The organism is Glycomyces endophyticus (genome assembly GCF_039531525.1).
Taxonomy (GTDB): Bacteria; Actinomycetota; Actinomycetes; order Mycobacteriales; family Micromonosporaceae; genus Glycomyces; species Glycomyces endophyticus.
Genome location: NZ_BAAAQF010000015.1, coordinates 1 through 18,470, shown reverse-complemented (window position 1 = coordinate 18,470; position 18,470 = coordinate 1). Strand labels below are relative to the sequence as shown.

At 73.0% G+C, this 18,470-nt stretch carries 14 protein-coding genes and 1 pseudogene; 9 read left to right on the top strand and 6 right to left on the bottom strand.

Features of this window, described 5'->3' with window-relative positions; translation table 11 throughout:
- Positions 1–62 precede the first annotated feature (62 nt).
- The 3 genes from ABD419_RS17455 to ABD419_RS17445 all read right to left on the bottom strand — a co-directional run bounded on the left by ABD419_RS17455 (position 63) and on the right by ABD419_RS17445 (position 5,351).
- Positions 63–1,811, bottom strand: a complete 1,749-nt coding sequence (locus ABD419_RS17455; RefSeq protein WP_344488724.1) for an ABC transporter ATP-binding protein — start codon at positions 1,809–1,811, stop codon at positions 63–65.
- Entirely contained in the window at positions 1,811–3,496 is a 1,686-nt protein-coding gene (locus ABD419_RS17450) for an ABC transporter transmembrane domain-containing protein (protein ID WP_344488721.1), read from the bottom strand. Before ABD419_RS17450 ends, ABD419_RS17455 begins: the two co-directional genes overlap by 1 nt.
- An 88-nt stretch (positions 3,497–3,584) precedes the next feature.
- Positions 3,585–5,351, bottom strand: coding sequence for a thioredoxin domain-containing protein (locus tag ABD419_RS17445; protein ID WP_344488718.1), 1,767 nt, complete (start codon positions 5,349–5,351; stop codon positions 3,585–3,587).
- Between the two features lie 143 nt (positions 5,352–5,494).
- Between ABD419_RS17445 and ABD419_RS24990 the strand changes: the two are divergent.
- Positions 5,495–6,070: pseudogene (locus ABD419_RS24990) on the top strand (DUF998 domain-containing protein); the annotation flags it as partial.
- Between the two features lie 78 nt (positions 6,071–6,148).
- Here ABD419_RS24990 and ABD419_RS17435 read toward each other — a convergent pair.
- The 3 genes from ABD419_RS17435 to phoH2 all read right to left on the bottom strand — a co-directional run bounded on the left by ABD419_RS17435 (position 6,149) and on the right by phoH2 (position 8,937).
- Entirely contained in the window at positions 6,149–6,820 is a 672-nt protein-coding gene (locus ABD419_RS17435) for an aggregation-promoting factor C-terminal-like domain-containing protein (RefSeq protein WP_344488712.1), read from the bottom strand.
- An 80-nt stretch (positions 6,821–6,900) separates the two neighbouring features.
- Complete coding sequence (locus ABD419_RS17430) at positions 6,901–7,584, bottom strand: aggregation-promoting factor C-terminal-like domain-containing protein (RefSeq protein WP_344488709.1); 684 nt, start codon at positions 7,582–7,584, stop codon at positions 6,901–6,903.
- A gap of 69 nt (positions 7,585–7,653) precedes the next feature.
- The gene (gene phoH2, locus ABD419_RS17425; protein ID WP_344488706.1) at positions 7,654–8,937 is read right to left on the bottom strand and encodes an RNA 5'-3' helicase PhoH2; all 1,284 of its coding nucleotides are present in this window, start codon (positions 8,935–8,937) and stop codon (positions 7,654–7,656) included.
- A 235-nt stretch (positions 8,938–9,172) separates the two neighbouring features.
- Between phoH2 and ABD419_RS17420 the strand changes: the two genes are divergently transcribed.
- The 8 genes from ABD419_RS17420 (at position 9,173) to ABD419_RS17385 (ending at position 18,338) form a co-directional block, all read left to right on the top strand.
- The gene (locus ABD419_RS17420; RefSeq protein ID WP_219926995.1) at positions 9,173–9,439 is read left to right on the top strand and encodes a hypothetical protein; all 267 of its coding nucleotides are present in this window, start codon (positions 9,173–9,175) and stop codon (positions 9,437–9,439) included.
- A gap of 13 nt (positions 9,440–9,452) precedes the next feature.
- On the top strand, positions 9,453–10,247 hold the full coding sequence (locus ABD419_RS17415) for a hypothetical protein (protein WP_344488697.1): 795 nt from the start codon (positions 9,453–9,455) through the stop codon (positions 10,245–10,247).
- Positions 10,248–10,249: 2 nt separating this feature from the next.
- On the top strand, positions 10,250–13,087 hold the full coding sequence (locus tag ABD419_RS17410) for an FtsK/SpoIIIE domain-containing protein (protein ID WP_344488694.1): 2,838 nt from the start codon (positions 10,250–10,252) through the stop codon (positions 13,085–13,087).
- Positions 13,088–13,095: 8 nt separating this feature from the next.
- Positions 13,096–13,782: a hypothetical protein gene (locus ABD419_RS17405; protein WP_344488691.1), complete on the top strand. Its 687-nt coding sequence runs from the start codon at positions 13,096–13,098 to the stop codon at positions 13,780–13,782.
- A 93-nt stretch (positions 13,783–13,875) separates the two neighbouring features.
- Positions 13,876–14,430, top strand: a complete 555-nt coding sequence (locus ABD419_RS17400) for a hypothetical protein (RefSeq protein WP_344488688.1) — start codon at positions 13,876–13,878, stop codon at positions 14,428–14,430.
- 580 nt (positions 14,431–15,010) lie between these two features.
- Positions 15,011–16,882, top strand: coding sequence for a phosphoenolpyruvate carboxykinase (GTP) (locus ABD419_RS17395; RefSeq protein ID WP_425556101.1), 1,872 nt, complete (start codon positions 15,011–15,013; stop codon positions 16,880–16,882).
- 63 nt (positions 16,883–16,945) lie between these two features.
- Entirely contained in the window at positions 16,946–17,713 is a 768-nt protein-coding gene (locus tag ABD419_RS17390) for an isoprenyl transferase (protein ID WP_344488685.1), read from the top strand.
- 91 nt (positions 17,714–17,804) lie between these two features.
- Positions 17,805–18,338: an RNA polymerase sigma factor gene (locus tag ABD419_RS17385; protein ID WP_344488682.1), complete on the top strand. Its 534-nt coding sequence runs from the start codon at positions 17,805–17,807 to the stop codon at positions 18,336–18,338.
- Positions 18,339–18,470: the final 132 nt, after the last annotated feature.

Sequence of the window (18,470 nt, the reverse complement as noted above, 5' to 3'; positions counted from 1 at the left end):
GCAAATGCGAATTTCTGGTATTTTGTAGCGTTGCTGCGCGCATATCCCTCGAACAGGTGGGATCAGGCCGCGACGCCCTTCCACGCCCGGTACAGGCCCGCGTAGACGCCGCCCGCCTCCAGCAGGTCCGCGTGCGCGCCCTCCTCGGCGACGCGGCCGTCCTGCACGACCGCGATCCGGTCGGCCGACTCGGCCGCCTGCAGCTGGTGCGCGATCGCGATCACGGTGCGGCCGTGGAGAGCCGCCGCGAGGGACGCCTCCACGTTCCCCGCGCTGCCCGGATCGATCCCCGCGGTCGCCTCGTCCAAGATCACCACGTCCGGGTCCGCGAGGATCACGCGCGCGAGCGCGAGCTGCTGCGACTCCGCCAGGTTCAGCCCGTGGAACTCCTCGCCGAGCATCGTGTCCAGGCCCTCCGGCAGGTCGGCCGCCCACCGGGCGTCGACCAGGGCGAGCGCGTCGAGCAGCGCCCCGTCGCTCGCCTCCGGCGCGGCCAGGTTCAGGTTCTCCCGCAGCGTCGCCGTGAACACGTAGTGCTCCTGCGTCACCAGGACGACCTTGCGGCGCAGCACCTCCAGCGGCACGTCCGCGACCGGCACGCCGCCGAGCGTCACCGCGCCCGACCGCGGCCGGTCGATCCCGGCCACCAGGCGCGCGATCGTGGACTTCCCCGCCCCCGAGGGGCCGACGACCACGAGGCGCTCGCCGCGCCGCGGGTGCAGGCTCAACCGGTGCAGCACGTCGGGGCCGTCGCCGTACCCGAACACCACGTCGTCGAGGCGCACCTCCGCGCCCGCGGGCGCCGCGTCGCGGACCTCGTCGGGCATCAGGTGCACGCCCTCGACGCGCGCCATCGCCGCCCCGCCCATCTGGAACTCGCTGAGCGACATCATGGACCGGAACACCGGCCCGTCGAGGCGCAGCGTCAGCATCGCGACCGCCACGACCTCCCCGACCGAGACCCACCCCTCCAGGTACCACAGGCCGCCCACCACGGTGACCACCACGGCGGGCGTCAGGAACGTCAGGTCCGTCGCCGGGAAGAACCACGTCTGCAGCCGGATGATGCCCTTGAGCCGGTCCATGTGCGTCGCCGCCCGCGCGTAGCCGGCGTCGCGCCGCTCGCCCTGCATCCGGTACGCCGCCACCGTCGTCGCCCCCGAGGCCGACGCCGTCGCCGTCTCCGCGATCTCGCTCATCGCCGCCCGCTCGCTCAGGAACACCGGGCTCGCCAGGCGCAGGTACCGCCGCCCCGCCACGAACAGCATCGGCATGCCCGCCAGGAACAGCAGCCCGAGCCGCCAGTCCACCACGAACGCCGCCACGATGATGACCACGCCCTCGATCATCGCCACGGCGACCTCGGGCGCGGTCTTGCGCAGCAGCTCCGCGACCGCGCCGACGTCACCGGAGGTGCGCGTCGCGAGGTCGCCCGTGCCGGCCCGCTCCACGGTGCCCAGCGGCAGCCGCAGCACCCGGTCGACGAACGACTCGCGCAGCCGCGCCGCGGCCCGCTCGCCCAGCCGGTACCCCAGCCGCCGGCCGGTGCGCATGAGCACCAGCTGCAGCACCACGCACGCGACGATCGCCCCGCATATGAGGTCGACGCGCGTCGCCGTCCACCCCGTGCCGATGCCGTCGATGACCGAGCCGAGCATCACCGGCAGGGCCGCCCCGGCGCCCGCGGCCGCCACGTAGAGGACCAGGACCGCGGCGAACGAGCGCCGGTCGGCGGCGACGAGGCGCTTGATCGCCTCCGTCATCGCCGCCCGGTCGGCGACCGGCAGGCGGGCGTTGTCGAAGGCGCTCATCAGGACTCCTGCCTGGACGTGAGGGACCGGTACTCGCCGTGCGCCGACAGCGCGGCGTGCGAGCCGACGGCGTGGACCTTGCCGTCCACCATCCACGCGACCCGGTCGGCGCGGGCCAGCCACAGCGGCGACGCGGACACGACCGCGGTGGTGCGCCCCGCGCGGGCCGCCGCCACGCGCTCGGCGATGAGGTTCTCGGTGTGCGCGTCGACGGCGCTGGTCGGCTCGACCGCGAGGAGGACCTCCGCGTCGGCGGCGAGAGCCCGCGCGAGGCGCAGGCGCTGGCGCTGGCCGCCGGAGAGGTTCCGGCCACCGTTGGTGATCTCGCCGTCGAGCGTGGACCCGAGGCTGGAGAGGACGTCGCCCGCGCCGGCGGCCGCGATCGCCGCGAGCGCGCGGTCCCCGTCGACACGGAGGGTCTCGCCCAGGGACTGGGCGAACAAATAGTCCTCGCGCAGGAGGAGGACCCGTTCGCGGACCTCGTCGAGCGCCAGCGCGTCGAGGCGGTCGCCGCCCCATTCGGCGCCGGACTCGCGGTACCGCGCGAGGCGCTCCACGGCGGCCTCGGCGGGCTTCGCCTCGGCGCTGACGACCACGGTGAGGCGCCCGGGCTCGATCGCGAGCCCGGACTCGGGGTCGCGCAGCGGCCCGGCGGCGCCGCGGCCGGCGCCCTCGTCGGCGATGTCGCTGCGGGTCGCGAAGAACGCGGTGAGCCGCCGGGAGGCGACCTGCGCGGCGATGACGGCCTGCGCCATGCCGATCATCGCGCCCGAATGCTGGGCGACGAGCGCGGTCACGCCGAACGCGGCCGACAGCTCGCCGATCGAGATCGACCCGTCCAGGGCGAGGCGCGCGCCGACCCAGGTGACGGCGGCGATGAGCGCGAGCGGCAGGCTGGTGCGCAGACCCTGGACCCACGAGTCCGCGGTGGCGACGCCGTACCCGGCGTCCCGCAGGTCCGTCGAGGCGTCCCGGTAGCGGCGCGAGAACTGCTCCTCGCCGCCGACGCCGCGGAGCACCCGCAGGCCCCCGACGACGTCGGACGCCTGCCCGGTGAGCGTGGCGACCGAGGCCCGGTAGGCGATCTGGTGGTGCTGGAGGCGGCCCAGGACCGGGCCGACGACGAAGCCGATGACCACGACGCCGCCGAGCAGGACCAGCCCCAGCGCCGGACTCGCGTCCCACAGCAGGACCGCGCCCAGGACCATCTGGACCACACCCATCCAACCGAAGCCCAGCTGGAAGACGAACGACCCCGTCTTGTGGGCGTCCTGCGTGGACAGGTTCACCATCTCACCGGGGGAGACCGCGCCGCGCACGCCGGTGCCGGCCCGGTTCAGGTGGTCGGTCAGGTTCTCCACGGTCCGCACGCGGGCCCGCGACTCCGCCATGAACAGCGCCCGGTACCCGGCCACGAACACCCACGACGACGCGATCGCCACCCCGCCCAGGGCGAGGCCCCACGGCAGCAGCGGCTCGGCGGTGCCCGCCACGAGCACCTCGTCGATGATCTGCGAGATCGTCCACGGCAGCAGCACCCACGCCGCGCCCGAGACGCTCAAGAGCACGAACCCGAGCGCGACCGGCCCGCGCTGCTCCTTCGCGATGAACAGCAGGTACCGCCACGGGTCGGCGGGGATGTCGTCCGGGGACAGCCTCGGGGGCCGCAGCGGGTTGGGCTTCACAACGCTCAAACGTATGCGGGCCGCTAGTCGACCGGCAAGGCGAATTCCGGTGGGAGCGGCTGTGATTCCCGGCCCAATCGGCCGACCGCTACCGCTGGGCCCTGACCAGCGCCTCCGCCGCCGCATGAAGCCCGGCGGTGAACCGCGGGTTCCCGCCCATGACCGGCTCCGCCCGCGCGATCGCCCGCCACGCGTCGTCCTTGTACGTCTCGTCGCCGGTCGCCTCGTACGCCTCCAGGAGCGCGGCCGCCGCCAGCGCCCAGCCCGACGCGGTCGGCCCGTCGTGCACGTCCGCGGGGCGCGACACGAGCCGCTCCGCGTCGGCGGCCGTGTCGAAGAAGCCCCCGAGACCGTCGCCGAAGTGCGCCCGCACCTGCTCCAGCAGCGCCCGGGCCCGGTCGGTCCACTCGCCACCCAGCCGCAGGAACCCCAGCGCGACCGCCGCGTAGTCCTCCAGGACGCCCGGCGCCTCCGACACCTCCCCGCCCAGCGAGGCCCGCGCGAGCCGCCCGTCCGCGCCCAGGTGCCGCTCCGCGAGGAACGCCGCGGCCCGCTCGGCCGCCAGCAGCGAGTCCCGGTGCCCGGTGCGCGACGCGTACTCCGCGAGCGCGCCGATGGCGAGCCCGTTCCACGCCGCCACCACCTTGTCGTCGCGCGCGGGCTGGGCCCGGCGCCGCCGCGCCTCCAGCAGCCGGTGCCGCACCGCCGCGAAGCGGGCCCCGTCGGCCGGGTCGGCCGGCAGCTCCAGCACGTTCGCGTCGTGCTCGAAGTTCGGGCGCGCCGGGTCGACCCCGAACGCCTCCGCCGCGAACACGGCGTCCTCGCCGAGCGCGGCCTCCAGCTCCGCGAACGTCCACACGTACGTGCGGCCCTCCACGCCGTCGGTGTCGGCGTCGAACGCCGCCGCGAACCCGCCCTCCGGCGTCGTGAACCGCTCCAGCAGGAACGCCGCCGTCTCGTCGGCGACCCGCGCGAACAGCTCGCCCTCGCCGGCGAGGCGCGCGTACAGCCACAGCAGCTCGGCGTTGTCGTACAGCATCTTCTCGAAGTGCGGCACCGTCCACGCCGCGTCGACGCTGTACCGCGCGAACCCGCCTTCGAGCTGGTCGTAGATCCCGCCGCGCGCCATCCGTTCCGCCGTCAGCCGCACATGGCCCAGCAGCCGCTCGTCGCCGGTGCGCACGTACGCGTCCAGCAGGAACCGCAGCGACGGCACCCCCGGGAACTTCGGCGCCGAACCGAACCCGCCGTGCACGGTGTCCGCCGACGCCAGGATCGAATCCGCGGCCCGGTCGAGCAGCGACTCGCGGATCGGCGGCGCCGGCGGGCACGGCCCGTCCAGCGGGCACGCCACCGTCACGTCGGCGAACGCCGGCCCGCCCTTCGCGCTCGCCTCCACGATCGCCGCGCCCTGGTGCCGCAGCTCCTCGCGCTGGCCGCCCCAGGCCTCGTGGACCGCGTCGAGCAGCCGCAGGAAGTGCGCCTTCGGAAAGTACGTGCCCGCGAAGAACGGCGTCCCGTCCGGGAACGCGAACACCGTCATCGGCCAGCCGCCCTGCCCCGTGATCGCCATCGTCGCCTGCATGTACACCGCGTCCAGGTCCGGGCGCTCCTCCCGGTCGACCTTGACGGCGACGAACCGGTCGTTGATCGCGGCCGCCACCGTCCGGTCCTCGAACGACTCGTGGGCCATCACGTGGCACCAGTGGCACGTCGAGTACCCGATCGAGATCAGCAGCGGCACGTCCCGCGCCGCGGCGTCGGCGAGCGCCCCCGGCCCCCACTGGCGCCACGCCACCGGGTTCCCGGCGTGCTGGCGAAGGTACGGGGACAGCGCTCCGGCCAACTCGTTCATGCCGCAAGCCTCGCACACCCGCGCACCGCCGGGGGAGGGTCCGCGGTAGGGCAGGCGCTACCTCGCCCCGGGTGCTGGCGGGGGGAGGGATTCGGGTGTCCGCGTGACTGATTCCGGACCCGGAAATCGCGATCCTTTTCTACATGGTTTCTTTTGCCCCCGCAGCGAACCGGGCCGCAGTGTCGGTCCCCAGTGGATTCGTGGGATTCGGGAACGCGTCGATGCTCGCCGGCCTCGTCGCCATGGTCGTCCTCCACGCCACCTCCGGACTCAACCCGCTCTACAAGGTCATCAGCATCCACCTGTACACCCCGCTCGGCTGGCTCCTGCCGGTCGCGCTCGGTCTGTTCTCCCTCGGCGCGGCCGCCTACGGGCTCCAGGCCCGGAACGTCGGAGCGCCGCCGTGGCTCTCGTGGTCGCTCTTCGCGTGGGCCGCCGCCATCGCCGTCGTCGCGATCGTCCCCTCCGACCGCGACGGGGTCACCGACTTCACCATGCACCACTACGTGCACCGCTACGCCGCGTTCGTGGCCTTCTGCATCATGGCGATCCTCGGCATCGTCTTCGGCCGCTGGCTCCGCCGCACCGAGCCCGACCGGGCCCGCCGCGCGAACACCGTCATCGGCTGCGCCTGGTTCTCCGTCGCGGTCCTCACGTTCACGTCGCTGCCGTACGTCCTGGAGTGGTGGGGCGTCCCCCGCCCGCCGTGGCTGGAGATGGGCGGCCTCCTCCAGCGCCTCACCATCGCCTCCGGCATCGTCGCCCTCGTTGTCATCGGCGGCTACCTCAAGACCCGCTCAGTAGAACCCCTCGGCCTCGGAGTACGCCCAGGCGTCGCAGGGCGTCCCGTACTTGCCCTCGATGTAGCCCAGGCCCCAGCGGATCTGCGTGACGGGGTTGGTCTCCCAGTCGTCCCCCTCGCTGACCATCTTCGACCCCGGGTAGGCCTGCGGGATGCCGTAGGCGCCGATCGAGTTCTCGGCGAGCTCGTTCCAGCCGGACTCCTTGCTCCACAGCAGCTCCAGACACGCGAACTGCTCCAGGTCGAACCCCCGGTCCAGGGTGATCGCACACCCCGTGGCCCGGTTCCCGGAGAACTCGTCGCAACTGGACGGAATGTCGACTGACGTCGGATTCGTGTGCATCGCGGCCTCCTCGGCGGCCTGGTCGGCGTCCTCCTGGGCGTCGTCCAGGCCCTGCGCCCTGTCCGCCGCGTACTCCGACACCGCCGCGGCCTTCACCGTCACGTCCGCGCCCGCGGTCGCCGCGATGTAGTCCAGATGGTGCCCGCGCGCCTCGTCGAACGCGTCCTGCGCATCGGCCTGCTGCTCGGCCGCGGCGTTGCTCGGATGCTTCGCGTCCTCGTCCGAGGGCCGGTCCGTCGCGGCGATCACCGCGATCACGGCCCCGAGGGCGAGCACGACCACCGCGGCGATCCGGGCGGCATGGCGGGTCAGCTTGGGGATCAAAGGGGGCTCCTGGGGGAGGGGAGAACAGGGGGAGGGACGGAACGGGGCGGGCGCCTGAGCGCCCGCCCCGTTCCCCGTGTCTAGTACCAGCCGACTTCTTCGGAGTGGTTCCACGCCTCGCACGGCGTGCCGTAGCGGCCCTCGATGTACCCGAGGCCCCAGCTGATCTGGGTGACCGGGTTGGTCTCCCAGTCGGAGCCCTCGCTGGCCATCTTGTCGCCGGGCAGGGCCTGCGGGATGCCGTAGGCGCCGATCCCGTTGGCCGCGTACTCGTTCCAACCGGACTCGCGGTTCCACAGGGCCACGAGGCACCCGACCTGCTCGAGGTCGAAGCCGCGCTCGAGCGCCATGGCGCAGCCGGTGGCCTTGTTCCCGGAGTAGTCGGAGCAGTCCGACGGGACGTCGACCGACGTCGGGTTGGTGTTCGCCTCGGCCTCGGCCTCCGCTTCGGCCTCCGCCTGGTCGGCGTCCTCCTGGGCGCTGTTCAGGCTCTCGGCCCGGTCCGCCGCGAAGTCGGCGAGCGCGTCGGCCTTGACGCTGACGTCGGCGCCGGCGGTCTCGGCGATGTAGTTGACGTGCAGGTAGCGGACTTCCTCGTACGCCTCCTCGGCGTCGGCCTGCTGCTCGGCGGCGGCCTGACTGGGATGCTGGGCGTCCTGCTCGGATGGGTCGTCGGTCACGGCGTTGACGGCTATGACGGCCCCCAATGCCAGGACGAGCACGGCGGCGACTTTCGCGCCGTAGCGGGTCAGCAGTGGGATCATTCGCTCTACTCCTGTGTCCCGGGCGTCTGTGGACAGACGCCCGGGACACAGCATGCCAGAGCTGGCCGGTCAGCCTTCCAGCAGGTTGGTGACCATCTCCGCGATCTCCGAACGCTCACTGCGCGTAAGCGTCACGTGCGCGAAGAGTGGGTGGCCCTTGAGCACGTCGATGACGCTGGCGACCCCGTCGAAGCGGCCCACCCGCAGGTTGTCGCGCTGGGCGACGTCGTGGGTGAGGACCACTTTGGAGCCCTGACCGATGCGTGAGAGCACCGTGAGCAGGACGCCGCGCTCCAGGGACTGCGCCTCGTCGACGATGACGAACGCGTCGTGGAGGCTGCGGCCGCGGATGTGCGTGAGCGGCAGGACCTCGAGCATCCCGCGCTCGACCACCTCGTTGATGACGTTGTCGTCGGTGACGGCTCCGAGGGTGTCGAACACCGCCTGGCCCCACGGGCTCATCTTCTCGTTCTCGGACCCGGGCAGGTACCCGAGCTGCTGGCCGCCGACCGCGTACAGGGGACGGAACACGATGACCTTCTTGAAGACCTCGCGCTCCAGCGCCTGCTCCAGGCCCGCGCACAGCGCCATCGCGGACTTGCCGGTGCCGGCCTTGCCGCCGAGCGAGACGATCCCGATCTCGGGGTCCAGCAGCAGGTCGATGGCGACGCGCTGCTCGGCCGAGCGGCCGTGGATCCCGAAGGCCTCGCGGCCGCGGATCAGGCGGATCTTCTTGTCGACGGTGACGCGGCCCAGCGCCTTCGAGCTGGCGCCGGTGAGCACCAGCCCGGTGTGGCAGGGCAGCTCCAGGTCGTGCGGGAGGTCGACGTCGCCGCCGTCGAAGAGGGCGTCGATGACCTCGTCGGACACGGACACCTCCGCCATGCCCGACCAGGTCGGGTCGACGGCCTGGCCGTGCCGGAACTCCTCGGTGGGGATGCCGACCGCGGAGGCCTTGACCCGCAGCGGCATGTCCTTGGTGACGAGGACGGCGTCGGCGCCCTCGAGCCCGAGGGCCCGGGTGACGGCGATGATGCGAGAGTCGTTCGTGTCCACGGCGAACCCGGCCGGAAGACCGGAGGTGTCCACGTGGTTGAGCTCGACCCGGATGGAACCGCCGTGGTCCCCGATGTCGATGGGCTGATCGAGACGACCGTGCTTGATGCGGAGTTCGTCGAGGCGCCTGAGGCACTCCCGGGCGAACCAGCCCAGCTCGGGGTGGTGGCGTTTGGCCTCAAGCTCGCTGACTACGACGAGCGGGATGACCACGTGGTGTTCGTCGAACCGTGAGAACGCTCCTGGGTCTGACAGCAGAACCGAAGTGTCGAGGACGTAAGTGCGTTGCACTGGCACGGTCGCCTCCCGGGTGTCGATGTATGGGGGCTGGCCTCGGTGAAGCCTGCGAACCGCAATCGGTTCAGCCCTGTTGGTACTCACACTGTAGTTGGGAGGTACGTCACTCCGCCACATAAAAATGCATCGAAAGCAACACTGGTTGTCACTGGACAGTCGGGAATCCGACAAACCAGACACGCCGGGTTGCGACATCATCACGGAAAGTGGGCGGGATCTCCGCGAGAATGGGCTCGTGTCCACCGTGAGCGTCGCCGAACTCAAGTCCGCCATCGCCGCCGCCCTCCAGCAGGTCCGCGACGGGCAGGCCGCCATCACCGCCGCCAGCCAGAACATCGAAGCGGCCCAAGGCGGCCTGACCGCCGTCACGGCCGGGTCCGGCCACGACTCCGTCGCCACCGCGCAGGCCGCGCTCGCGCAGGCCGCCGCGGAGCTGGAGCAGTCCCTGGCCGCGACCTTCGCCGCGGCCGAGCAGGCCGAGGCGTACGCCGCGACCCTCTAGAACGGAGACCCCTGTGGACGTCGCCGCCCTCGCCGGGAGCCTCAAGGCCCTCGCCGCCGATCTCCCCCTCCCCGCGTTCGACGCCGCCGACGCCCACTTCGAGGCCGCGCAGACCGAACTGAAGGAGGCCTCGCGCGAGTCCAACGCCGAAGTGGGCCTCCACAAGCTCGGCGCCGCCCGCGAGCGCCTCGACGCGGCCCGCCTCCGCCTCGGCGAGGTCGCCGAGGCCCTCGACGACTACCTCGCGGCCATCGGCGCCGGCACGGGGCCCGCCGCCGCGACCGCGCCGGCCGCCGGCGTCCCCGCCGCCGCACCGCCCCCTGTGGATCCCCGCCGGTGGTGGACCGACCGCGTCAACGAGCTGTGCGACCGCAGCGGCGACGCCGAACCCGAGAAGGTCCCGCCCACCCGCCTCTTCAACGAGCTGCTCAAGGCCGCGGGGGAGGGGAACGCCGACGCCTACTGCAAGCGCCTGCGCGACGCCGGGCCCGAGACCGGCGTGAAGCTGCCCGGCCTCGCGTGGCCGCTGGTGCGCAGCCTCGCCGCGGAGCACCTGGGCCGCAACCCGAACGCGAGCGACGTTCCGGTCCTGCGCGACAAGTGCGTCGCCAAGGTCCGCGCGCTCGTGCCGAAGGCCGAGCCGCTCCACGTGGCCGAGGCGCTCGCCTCCGCGTGCACGCTCGGCGTCGGCACCGGCGAGGACGCGGCCCGCACCGCCGCGATCGGCCCCGTGCTGGTCGCCGCCATGCACCGCCTGCCCCGGCAGGGCCCGCAAGACGAGCACCCGAAGACCGAGCGGAGGGCCTGACCATGAGCAGCTGGCGCAGACGACTGGTGGCGGCCATGGGCGACGAGCTCGCCCGCGCCCGCGGCGAGGCCCGCCTCCTCGCCGAGCGCACCGCCGAGCGGGCCGAGACCGAGCGCGGCCGCGCCGAGCAGGTCATCGGCGACGCGAGTCGCAAGCAGACGCAGTTGCGCAACATCCACGAGAAGATGATCGCCACGCTCGAGGCGCGCAAGTCCGCGGCCGTCGAAGGCGGCCACCGCGCGGCACTCCAAGCCGCCGCCGACGCCGCACCCGCGGCCGCCGGGGCACTGTGGAGCGAATGGCGGCCGGAGTCGGGACTCGGGCGCGGACACGCGCCGCTGCTGCGGGTCGGCCGCATCGCCAACAGCGCCGCGCCGCTCCGGGGGCCCTCCCTCCCCCCCACCCCACCCACCACCTCCACCGCCATGCCGGATACCGCCTCGACCGGGCGCGCTCCGGTCGAGCGTGGCGATGACCTCGCCGCCGCCGGAGGGATCCCTCCGGGGGCCGCGACTGCATCAGCCGGCTCGTCCATTGTGGCAGGGGGGTGTGACAATCCAGGACCCTCAGTGACCGAGACCTCACTCCCTGCGCTCATGCCGCTGCTCGACCGGTCGCACCTGCGCATCGACACCGAAGCGGCCCATGCGCTCCCGGGCCTGCTGCTGCGCGCGGTCGGGGCCGTGCCGGCCGGGCTCGTGCGGCTGCACATGTACGACCCCGAGCACCTCGGCGGCTCGCTCTCGGCGTTCGCCGCGCTCGGGAAGGCCGGGCTGCTGTCCTTCGTCGGGCCCTCCGGGCTCCGCGAGGAGCTCGACTCCCTCGTGGAGACCGTGCGCCGCGTCAACGCCGACGTGCTCGCCGGCGAGCACGAGTCGCTCGCCGCGCTCGCCGCCGCCACCGGGCGCCGGCCCGAGCCCTGGCGCGTCCTCGTCCTCCTCAACGCCGACCTCGCCGCCTGGCCCGCCCACGACCAGGCCCAGCTCGCCCGGCTGCGCCGCACCGGCGTCGCCGCCGGCGTGCACCTCGTCATCGTCGGCGACGACGACGCCGGACCCGCCGACCTGCCGCGCCTCACCGCCACCGGCGCGACCGCGCTCCCCGGCGCGCCGATCGAACTCGACCCGCCGCCGCCCGCCGCCATCGTCACCAAGGCCGCCAAGCTCATCGCCGAGAAGCACCGCGCCGGAAGGGAACCCGCGCGCCTGGTCGACCTGCTCCCGCAGCGGCTGTGGAACGCCTCCTCCGCCACCGGGCTCCAGGCCGCCATCGGCGAGACCGCCGCCGGCGAGGTCGCCAGGCTCGCCCTCGGCGACAACCCGCCCCACGCGCTCGTCGGCGGCCCCTCCGGCTCCGGCAAGACCAACCTCCTCTACGCCTGGATCGCCGGGCTCGCCTCCAACTACAGCCCCGACGAGCTCGCGCTGTACCTCCTCGACTTCAAGGAGGGCGTCTCCTTCGCGCGCTTCGCCTCCGGGCGCCGCGACCCCACCTGGCTCCCGCACGTGCGCCTCGTCGGCGTCAACATCAACGACGACCGCGAGTTCGGCCTCGCGCTCCTGCGCCACCTCAAGGACGAGCTGCGCCGCCGCGCCGAGGCCGCCAAGGCCCACGAGGCCACCAAGCTCGAAGAGCTCCGCGACGCCGACCCCGACGGCCACTGGCCGCGCATCGTCGCCGTCGTCGACGAGTTCCAGGTCCTCCTCGAAGCCCGCGACGCCGTCACCGACGAAGCCGTGCAGCTCCTCGAGGACCTCGCCCGCCGCGGCCGCAGCCAGGGCATCCACCTCGTCCTCGCCTCGCAGGACATCGCCGGCATCGAGGCCCTCTGGGGCCGCCCCAGCCTCGTCGCCCAGTTCACGCTCCGCATCGCGCTCCCCAAGGCCCGCAGGGTCCTCGCCGAGTCCAACCACGCCGCCGACACCGTCGCCCGCTTCCACGCCGTCGTCAACGACGAGTCCGGCCACACCGGCGCCAACCGCATCGTCGCCGTGCCCAACGCCGGCCACGCCGACGCCTGGGAACCCCTCCAGCAGCGCCTCTGGGAGGCCCGCGGCAGCGACAACGAACCGCCCGCGCTCTTCGACGGCGACCACGTCCCCGACCTCACCAACGCCGTCCCCGCGCCCGACACCGCGTTCCTGGGCCAGACCATCGACGTCGCCTCCCGCGGCGCCGAACTCGCCCTCCACCGCGCCCCCGGCCGCAACCTCGCGATCCTCGGCACCCGCACCGGCGAGGCCGCCGACATCCTCGCCTCCGCCGCGCTCACCGCCGCGCGCGGCGCCCACGAACGGGGCCAGCGCATCGGCGTCGACATCTGCTGCCTCGAACCCGACGCCGCCGCCTCCGCGCTCGCGCTCGCCGCGGCCCTGGAGACCGAGGGCGCCGAGGTCGACTGGCACGACGACCTCGACTCAGCTTGCAAGGACTGGGAGTCCCGCTGCGACGGGATGCTCCGCCTCAACCTCATCCACGCCGTCGACGCCGGGTCCGCGCGCCTCGACGCACCCGGGACCGCCCGGCTGCGCGCCATGCTCATCGACGGCCCCGAACGCCACCTCCACACCCTCGGCTGGTGGCGGTCCGTACCGCGCCTGCGCGAGGACCTCGGCGGCTTCTCGGCCCGCTTCGACGCCGTCGACGCCTGGCTCGCCCTCGACGTGCAGGGCCCCGAGCTCGCGCCGCTCTCGCCCGCCAGCGGCGGCCCCGCCTGGTACCCGCGCGCGCGCCGCGGCCTCTACTTCGACCGCGCCCGGCACCGGGTCCCGCAGGTCGTCATCCCGTACCGGACGACCGCGCTGCTGCCGAACCCGTCGGCCGTGCTCGACCTGCCATGAGGAGCGCCATGACCGACAGCGCCACCACCGACCGCGCCACCGGCGGCTACGCCAGCGCCGTCGCCGCTTACCTGAAGGACCGCGCCGACGCCGACGCCGAGATCCGCGCCGCCGACACCGCCTACCGCGACGAGTCCGCGAAGCTCGCCGACGCCGTCGAGTCCGCGCGGACCTCCCGCGACGAGGCCAACCGCTCCTCGGTGGCCGCCGCGACGCTCGTGGCCGAGACCGACAAGGCCGTCGCGATCCTGTGGCGGTCCCTCGGCGACTTCGTCGGGCACCGCCGCACCGGGCCGACTCCCCCTGCGGGAGCACCGGATCCCGATCCCGACACCGAGCGCGTGCGGGCCCGCCTGGAGCGGTCCGGGCGGCTGCTCGCGCTCGCCCGGCAGGGTGAACTGCCGATCGAGGCGCCCCGCCACACCGAGGCGACCGCCGCCGCGATCGGCGCGGCCACGGGCGCGCTGGCGGTCGCGATCGCGCTGGGGGTGCTGCGCGCGGACGACACCGCGGTCCGGCAGGCGCTTGCGGCGCTGACCCTGTTCCTGGGCATCGCGACCGGTCCGATCGTGCTGGGGGTGTGGCTGTCGTGGCAGTACCGGGTGCGTCCGCGGCCCGGTCAGACCCTCGCGTGCGTGGGGGCCGCGGTGTTCGCGGTGTGCGCGCTCGCGGGCTTCTTCATGCGCGGGCTGTGACGGCCCCGGGGCGGCGCTTGCGGCCCTCGGCTGGCGCTGCTTGACTCGATGGGGTACACCTGGAGCGTTCCTGAAACGTGAGGAGACCCGTCAATGGCCGCCATCGACGACACCGGCTCGTGGCACTACGGCCCGCTGCCGTCCACTGACGACGCCCCGGCCTGGATCTTCGGGATCGTCCCCGACGGCTGGATCGCCGGGATGCCCGACGTCACCGTCGACCGCGACGAGATGATCATCATCTGCCCGCTGCCGACGCCGGACCACCCGGGGGACGCGACCGAGTCCGACCGCGCCGCCACCGAGGAGGGCCGGATCTCGCGGTTCCGGGAGGCGACGCGCGACATGCGGGTCCAGATCGCGCAGCAGCTCCAGTACCGCTACCACCGGCAGGCGTCGTGGGGCGCGCGCTGCGGGTCCACCACGATGGTCTTCACCCACCAGTCCCTGCCGGTGACGACCCGGCTGCGCCAGCCCGAGCGGCTCGTCCTCGACACGCTCGTGGGCTCGGGCGTGGCCGCGTCGCGCCAGGACGCGCTCGCGTGGTGCGTGCGCCTGGTCGAGCAGCACGCCGAGGACTGGCTGAAGGAGCTGCGCGAGGCGATGGTCAGCGTCGACGAGCTGCGCCGGCGGGGCCCCTCGGTCTGAGCACGATCGATCACGGGCGGAGGCGCAGCGCGCCTCCGCCCGCGGCGTGTGCTCACCGCAGCAGGAAGTAGACCAGCACGATCGCCATCACGACCACGATCGCGACCGAGAAGGCGACGACCCCGGTCTTCGTGCGGCCCGGCTGCGGTTCCGGTTCACGGTGCGCCATCGGCGTCTCCAACGGTTCGTCGCTGTGTTGCTGCCTGTGCATCTTCGCCCAAGACGCCCCGCTGTGGGGCGATTCACGGTAAAACGGTCTGCCATGCGCCGGTAACCGTTTTGCGACAACGATCTAACGCGCTCGTTCCATGATCGAAATCGATCGCATTAGTTGAGAGCAACGGTCAAATTCGCGCTCGGATGATCGATGCTGCGCGGTGACGCAGAAAGTGCAAGTAGTTGTGATTGTTCCGAGCTTGAATGCGCAGCATCGGGGAACCGCTAGACGGAACGCCTGTTCAACAGCCGTTCAATCACGCACGAGTTCCTGCGCGTTCGCGCGGGTTCCCGTAGCGTCCGAAGGACCGGCCCCGGCCGGAGCGCCCGCGTCCGTGCCCAGCAGCCGACCGAAGGAGCCACCGTGAGCATCGAAGTCGCCACCGGCGTCACCGCCGCCGCACCCGCGGCCGCCACCGCCGACGACCCCGCCGTCGGACTCACCGACCCGCCGACCCGCCACCACCGCCTGCTCGCCTGGGTCGGCGAGGTCGCCGAGCTGACGAACCCCGACCAGATCGTGTGGTGCGACGGCTCCCCGGCCGAGTGGAAGCGCCTGACCGCCGAGCTCGTCGCCTTCGGGACCCTCGTCCCGGTCCCGGCCAAGCCCGACTCGTACCTCGCCCGCACCGACCCGGGCGACGTCGCCCGCGTCGAGGAGCGCACCTTCATCTGCTCCGAGGACCCCGAGGACGCCGGCCCCACCAACAACTGGACCGCGCCCGACTACATGCGCGAGACCATGACCGGCCTCTACCGCGGCTCCATGCGCGGGCGCACCATGTACGTCGTCCCCTTCTGCATGGGCTCCCTCGACGCCGAGCGGCCCATGTTCGGCGTCGAGCTCACCGACTCCGCGTACGTCGCCGCCTCCATGCACATCATGACCCGCATGGGCACGCCGGTCCTCGAGCGCATGGGCAGCACCGCCGACTTCGTCAAGTGCCTCCACTCCGTCGGCGCGCCGCTCGCCCCCGGCCAGGCCGACGTCCCGTGGCCCTGCAACGAGACCAAGTACATCTCCCACTTCCCCGGCGACCGCGAGATCTGGTCCTTCGGGTCCGGCTACGGCGGCAACTCCCTCCTCGGGAAGAAGTGCTACGCCCTCCGCATCGCCTCCGCCATGGGCCGCGACGAGGGCTGGATGGCCGAGCACATGCTCATCCTGCGCCTGACCAGCCCCAAAGGGAAGGTCTACCACGTGACCGGCGCGTTCCCCAGCGCCTGCGGCAAGACCAACCTCGCCATGCTCGAACCCACCGTCCCCGGATGGAAGGTCGAGACCCTCGGCGACGACATCGCCTGGCTCCGCTTCGGCGAGGACGGCCGCCTGTGGGCCTCCAACCCCGAGTACGGGTTCTTCGGCGTCGCCCCCGGCACCGACTACCACACCAACCCGAACGCCATGCGCACCATCGCGAAGGGCCACACCCTCTTCACCAACGTCGCCCTCACCGACGACGGCGACGTCTGGTGGGAGGGCATGGGCGAGGCCCCCGACCACCTGACCGACTGGAAGGGCCGCGACTGGACCCCGGACTCCGAGGAGCCCTCCAGCCACCCCAACAGCCGCTTCTGCACGCCGATCAAGCAGTGCCCGGTCCTCGCCGACCAGTACGACGACCCGCGCGGCGTCCCGATCGACGCGATCCTCTTCGGCGGCCGCCGCGCCACCACCGTCCCGCTCGTCACCCAGGCCCGCGACTGGGTCCACGGCGTGTACATGGGCGCCACCCTCTCGTCCGAGACCACCGCCGCCGCCACCGGCAAGGTCGGCGTCGTCCGCCGCGACCCGATGGCGATGCTGCCGTTCATCGGCTACAACGCCGCCGACTACTTCGGCCACTGGATCGAGATGGGCAAGTCCGCCACCGACGAGGCCCTCATGCCGCAGGTGTTCTACGTCAACTGGTTCCGCCGCGGTGACGACGGCCGCTTCCTGTGGCCCGGCTTCGGCGAGAACTCCCGCGTCCTCAAATGGGTCGTCGAACGCCTCGAAGGCCGCGCCGAGGCCGTCGAGACCCCGATCGGGTACTGCCCGACCCCCGCGGCCCTCGACGTCGACGGCCTCGACCTCGCCGAAGCGGACCTCCGGGCCGCCCTCGAGGTCGACCCCGCCGAGTGGGCCGAGGAGGTCCCGCTCGTCGAAAGCTGGTTCGCGCGCTTCGGCGACCGCCTCCCCACCGTCCTGTGGGCCGAGCTCGACGCCCTCAAGCAGCGCCTCGACGGGCGGTGACCAGGCGTCACCGGCAGTAGGCAGGGCCGGGGCCCGCAGGGCCCCGGCCTACAATTGCCGGTTGTGGCGATCTCGAACCTGCTTTACCGGATATACGAGCGTCGGCTCGCACGCGAGCTGACCGGCCAGCCGCTGCCCAGGCACATCGGCGTCATGGTCGACGGCAACCGGCGCTGGGCCCGCGACATGGGCCTGACCGACCCCAACGACGGCCACCGCGCCGGCGCCAAGCACATCGAGCGGTTCCTCGGCTGGTGCGACGAACTCGGCGTCGAGCACGTGACCATCTGGCTGCTCTCCACCGAGAACCTCACCCGGCCCAAGGACCAGCTCGACCCCCTCCTCGACATCATCGACGAACTCGCCGGCGAACTCGCCGACGACGACCAGCCCTGGCAGCTGCGCATGGTCGGCGCCCTCGACCTCCTCCCCGAGGACCACCAGGCCGCCCTCAAACGCGCCCAGCAGCGCACCGCCGACAAACGCGGCATGCAGGTCAACCTCGCCGTCTGCTACGGCGGCCAGCGCGAGATCGCCGACGCCGTCCGCTCCTTCATGCTCGAGCAGGCCGCCGCCGGCGCCGGCCTCGAAGAGGCCGCCGAGGCGCTCGACGCCGACTCCATCGCCCGCCACCTCTACATGACCGGGCAGCCCGACCCCGACCTCGTCATCCGCACCTCCGGCGAGCAGCGCATCTCCGGGTTCCTGCTGTGGCAGTCGGCGTACTCCGAGTTCTACTTCTGCGACTCCAACTGGCCCGACTTCCGCCGCGTCGACTTCCTCCGCGCCGTCCGCTCCTTCGCGACCCGCGACCGCCGCTACGGCAAGTAGCCCCCGAGAAAACCCCGGCCCGGGTGGGACGCCCCGGGCCCCTCGTTCGTGTGAAGGGTGAACGACCCCACCCCCCGCACCGAGGAGCCCCATGGACGCGGTCACCGTCACGACCACCAGAGCGCGCGCGGCCCCCGACCGCCGGGCCGAGTTCGACGCCTTCTACGCCCGCAACATCGGGCAGATCACCGCGCAGATCCGCGCCTACACCGGCGACCACGCCGAAGCCGAGGACATCACCGCCGAGGCGTTCACCCGAGCGCTCACCCGCTGGAAGACCGTGAGCGCCTACGAGAACCCGGCGACGTGGGTCCGCCGCGTCGCCTGGAACCTCGCCACCTCCCGGCTGCGCCGCGGCGCCTTCGCCAAGCGCTTCCTGCGCCGCCAGCGCATCGCCGACGTCGAAGGGCCCCAGCCCGACCGCGTCGACCTCGAACGCGCGCTGGCCGAACTCGGCGAGCGCCACCGCAAGGCGATCGTCCTCCACTACATCGCGGGCCTCACCGCCGCGGAGATCGCCGACCAGGAGCGGGTCGCCGAGTCGACCGTCCGCACCTGGCTCGCCCGAGGCAGGGCCGCCCTCGCCGAGCGCCTCCGCATCGAAGACCCGAAGGAGCAGCCGTGAACACCCCCGACCCCGTGGCGACCGTGTTCGCCGACTACACCGACCAGACCACCGCCGAAGTCCGCGGCGCCGGCACCGGCCCGCTGTGGCGCAGGGCGAAGCGCCGCCGCGCCGCACGCACCGCCGTCGCCG

Coding starts and splice junctions, on each gene's coding strand:
- ABD419_RS17455 (WP_344488724.1), bottom strand. CDS start 1,811: ATGAGCGCCTTCGACAACGCCCGCCTGCCGGTCGCCGACCGGGCGGCG.
- ABD419_RS17445 (WP_344488718.1), bottom strand. CDS start 5,351: ATGAACGAGTTGGCCGGAGCGCTGTCCCCGTACCTTCGCCAGCACGCC.
- ABD419_RS17430 (WP_344488709.1), bottom strand. CDS start 7,584: ATGATCCCACTGCTGACCCGCTACGGCGCGAAAGTCGCCGCCGTGCTC.
- ABD419_RS17410 (WP_344488694.1), top strand. CDS start 10,250: ATGAGCAGCTGGCGCAGACGACTGGTGGCGGCCATGGGCGACGAGCTC.
- ABD419_RS17405 (WP_344488691.1), top strand. CDS start 13,096: ATGACCGACAGCGCCACCACCGACCGCGCCACCGGCGGCTACGCCAGC.
- ABD419_RS17400 (WP_344488688.1), top strand. CDS start 13,876: ATGGCCGCCATCGACGACACCGGCTCGTGGCACTACGGCCCGCTGCCG.
- ABD419_RS17385 (WP_344488682.1), top strand. CDS start 17,805: ATGGACGCGGTCACCGTCACGACCACCAGAGCGCGCGCGGCCCCCGAC.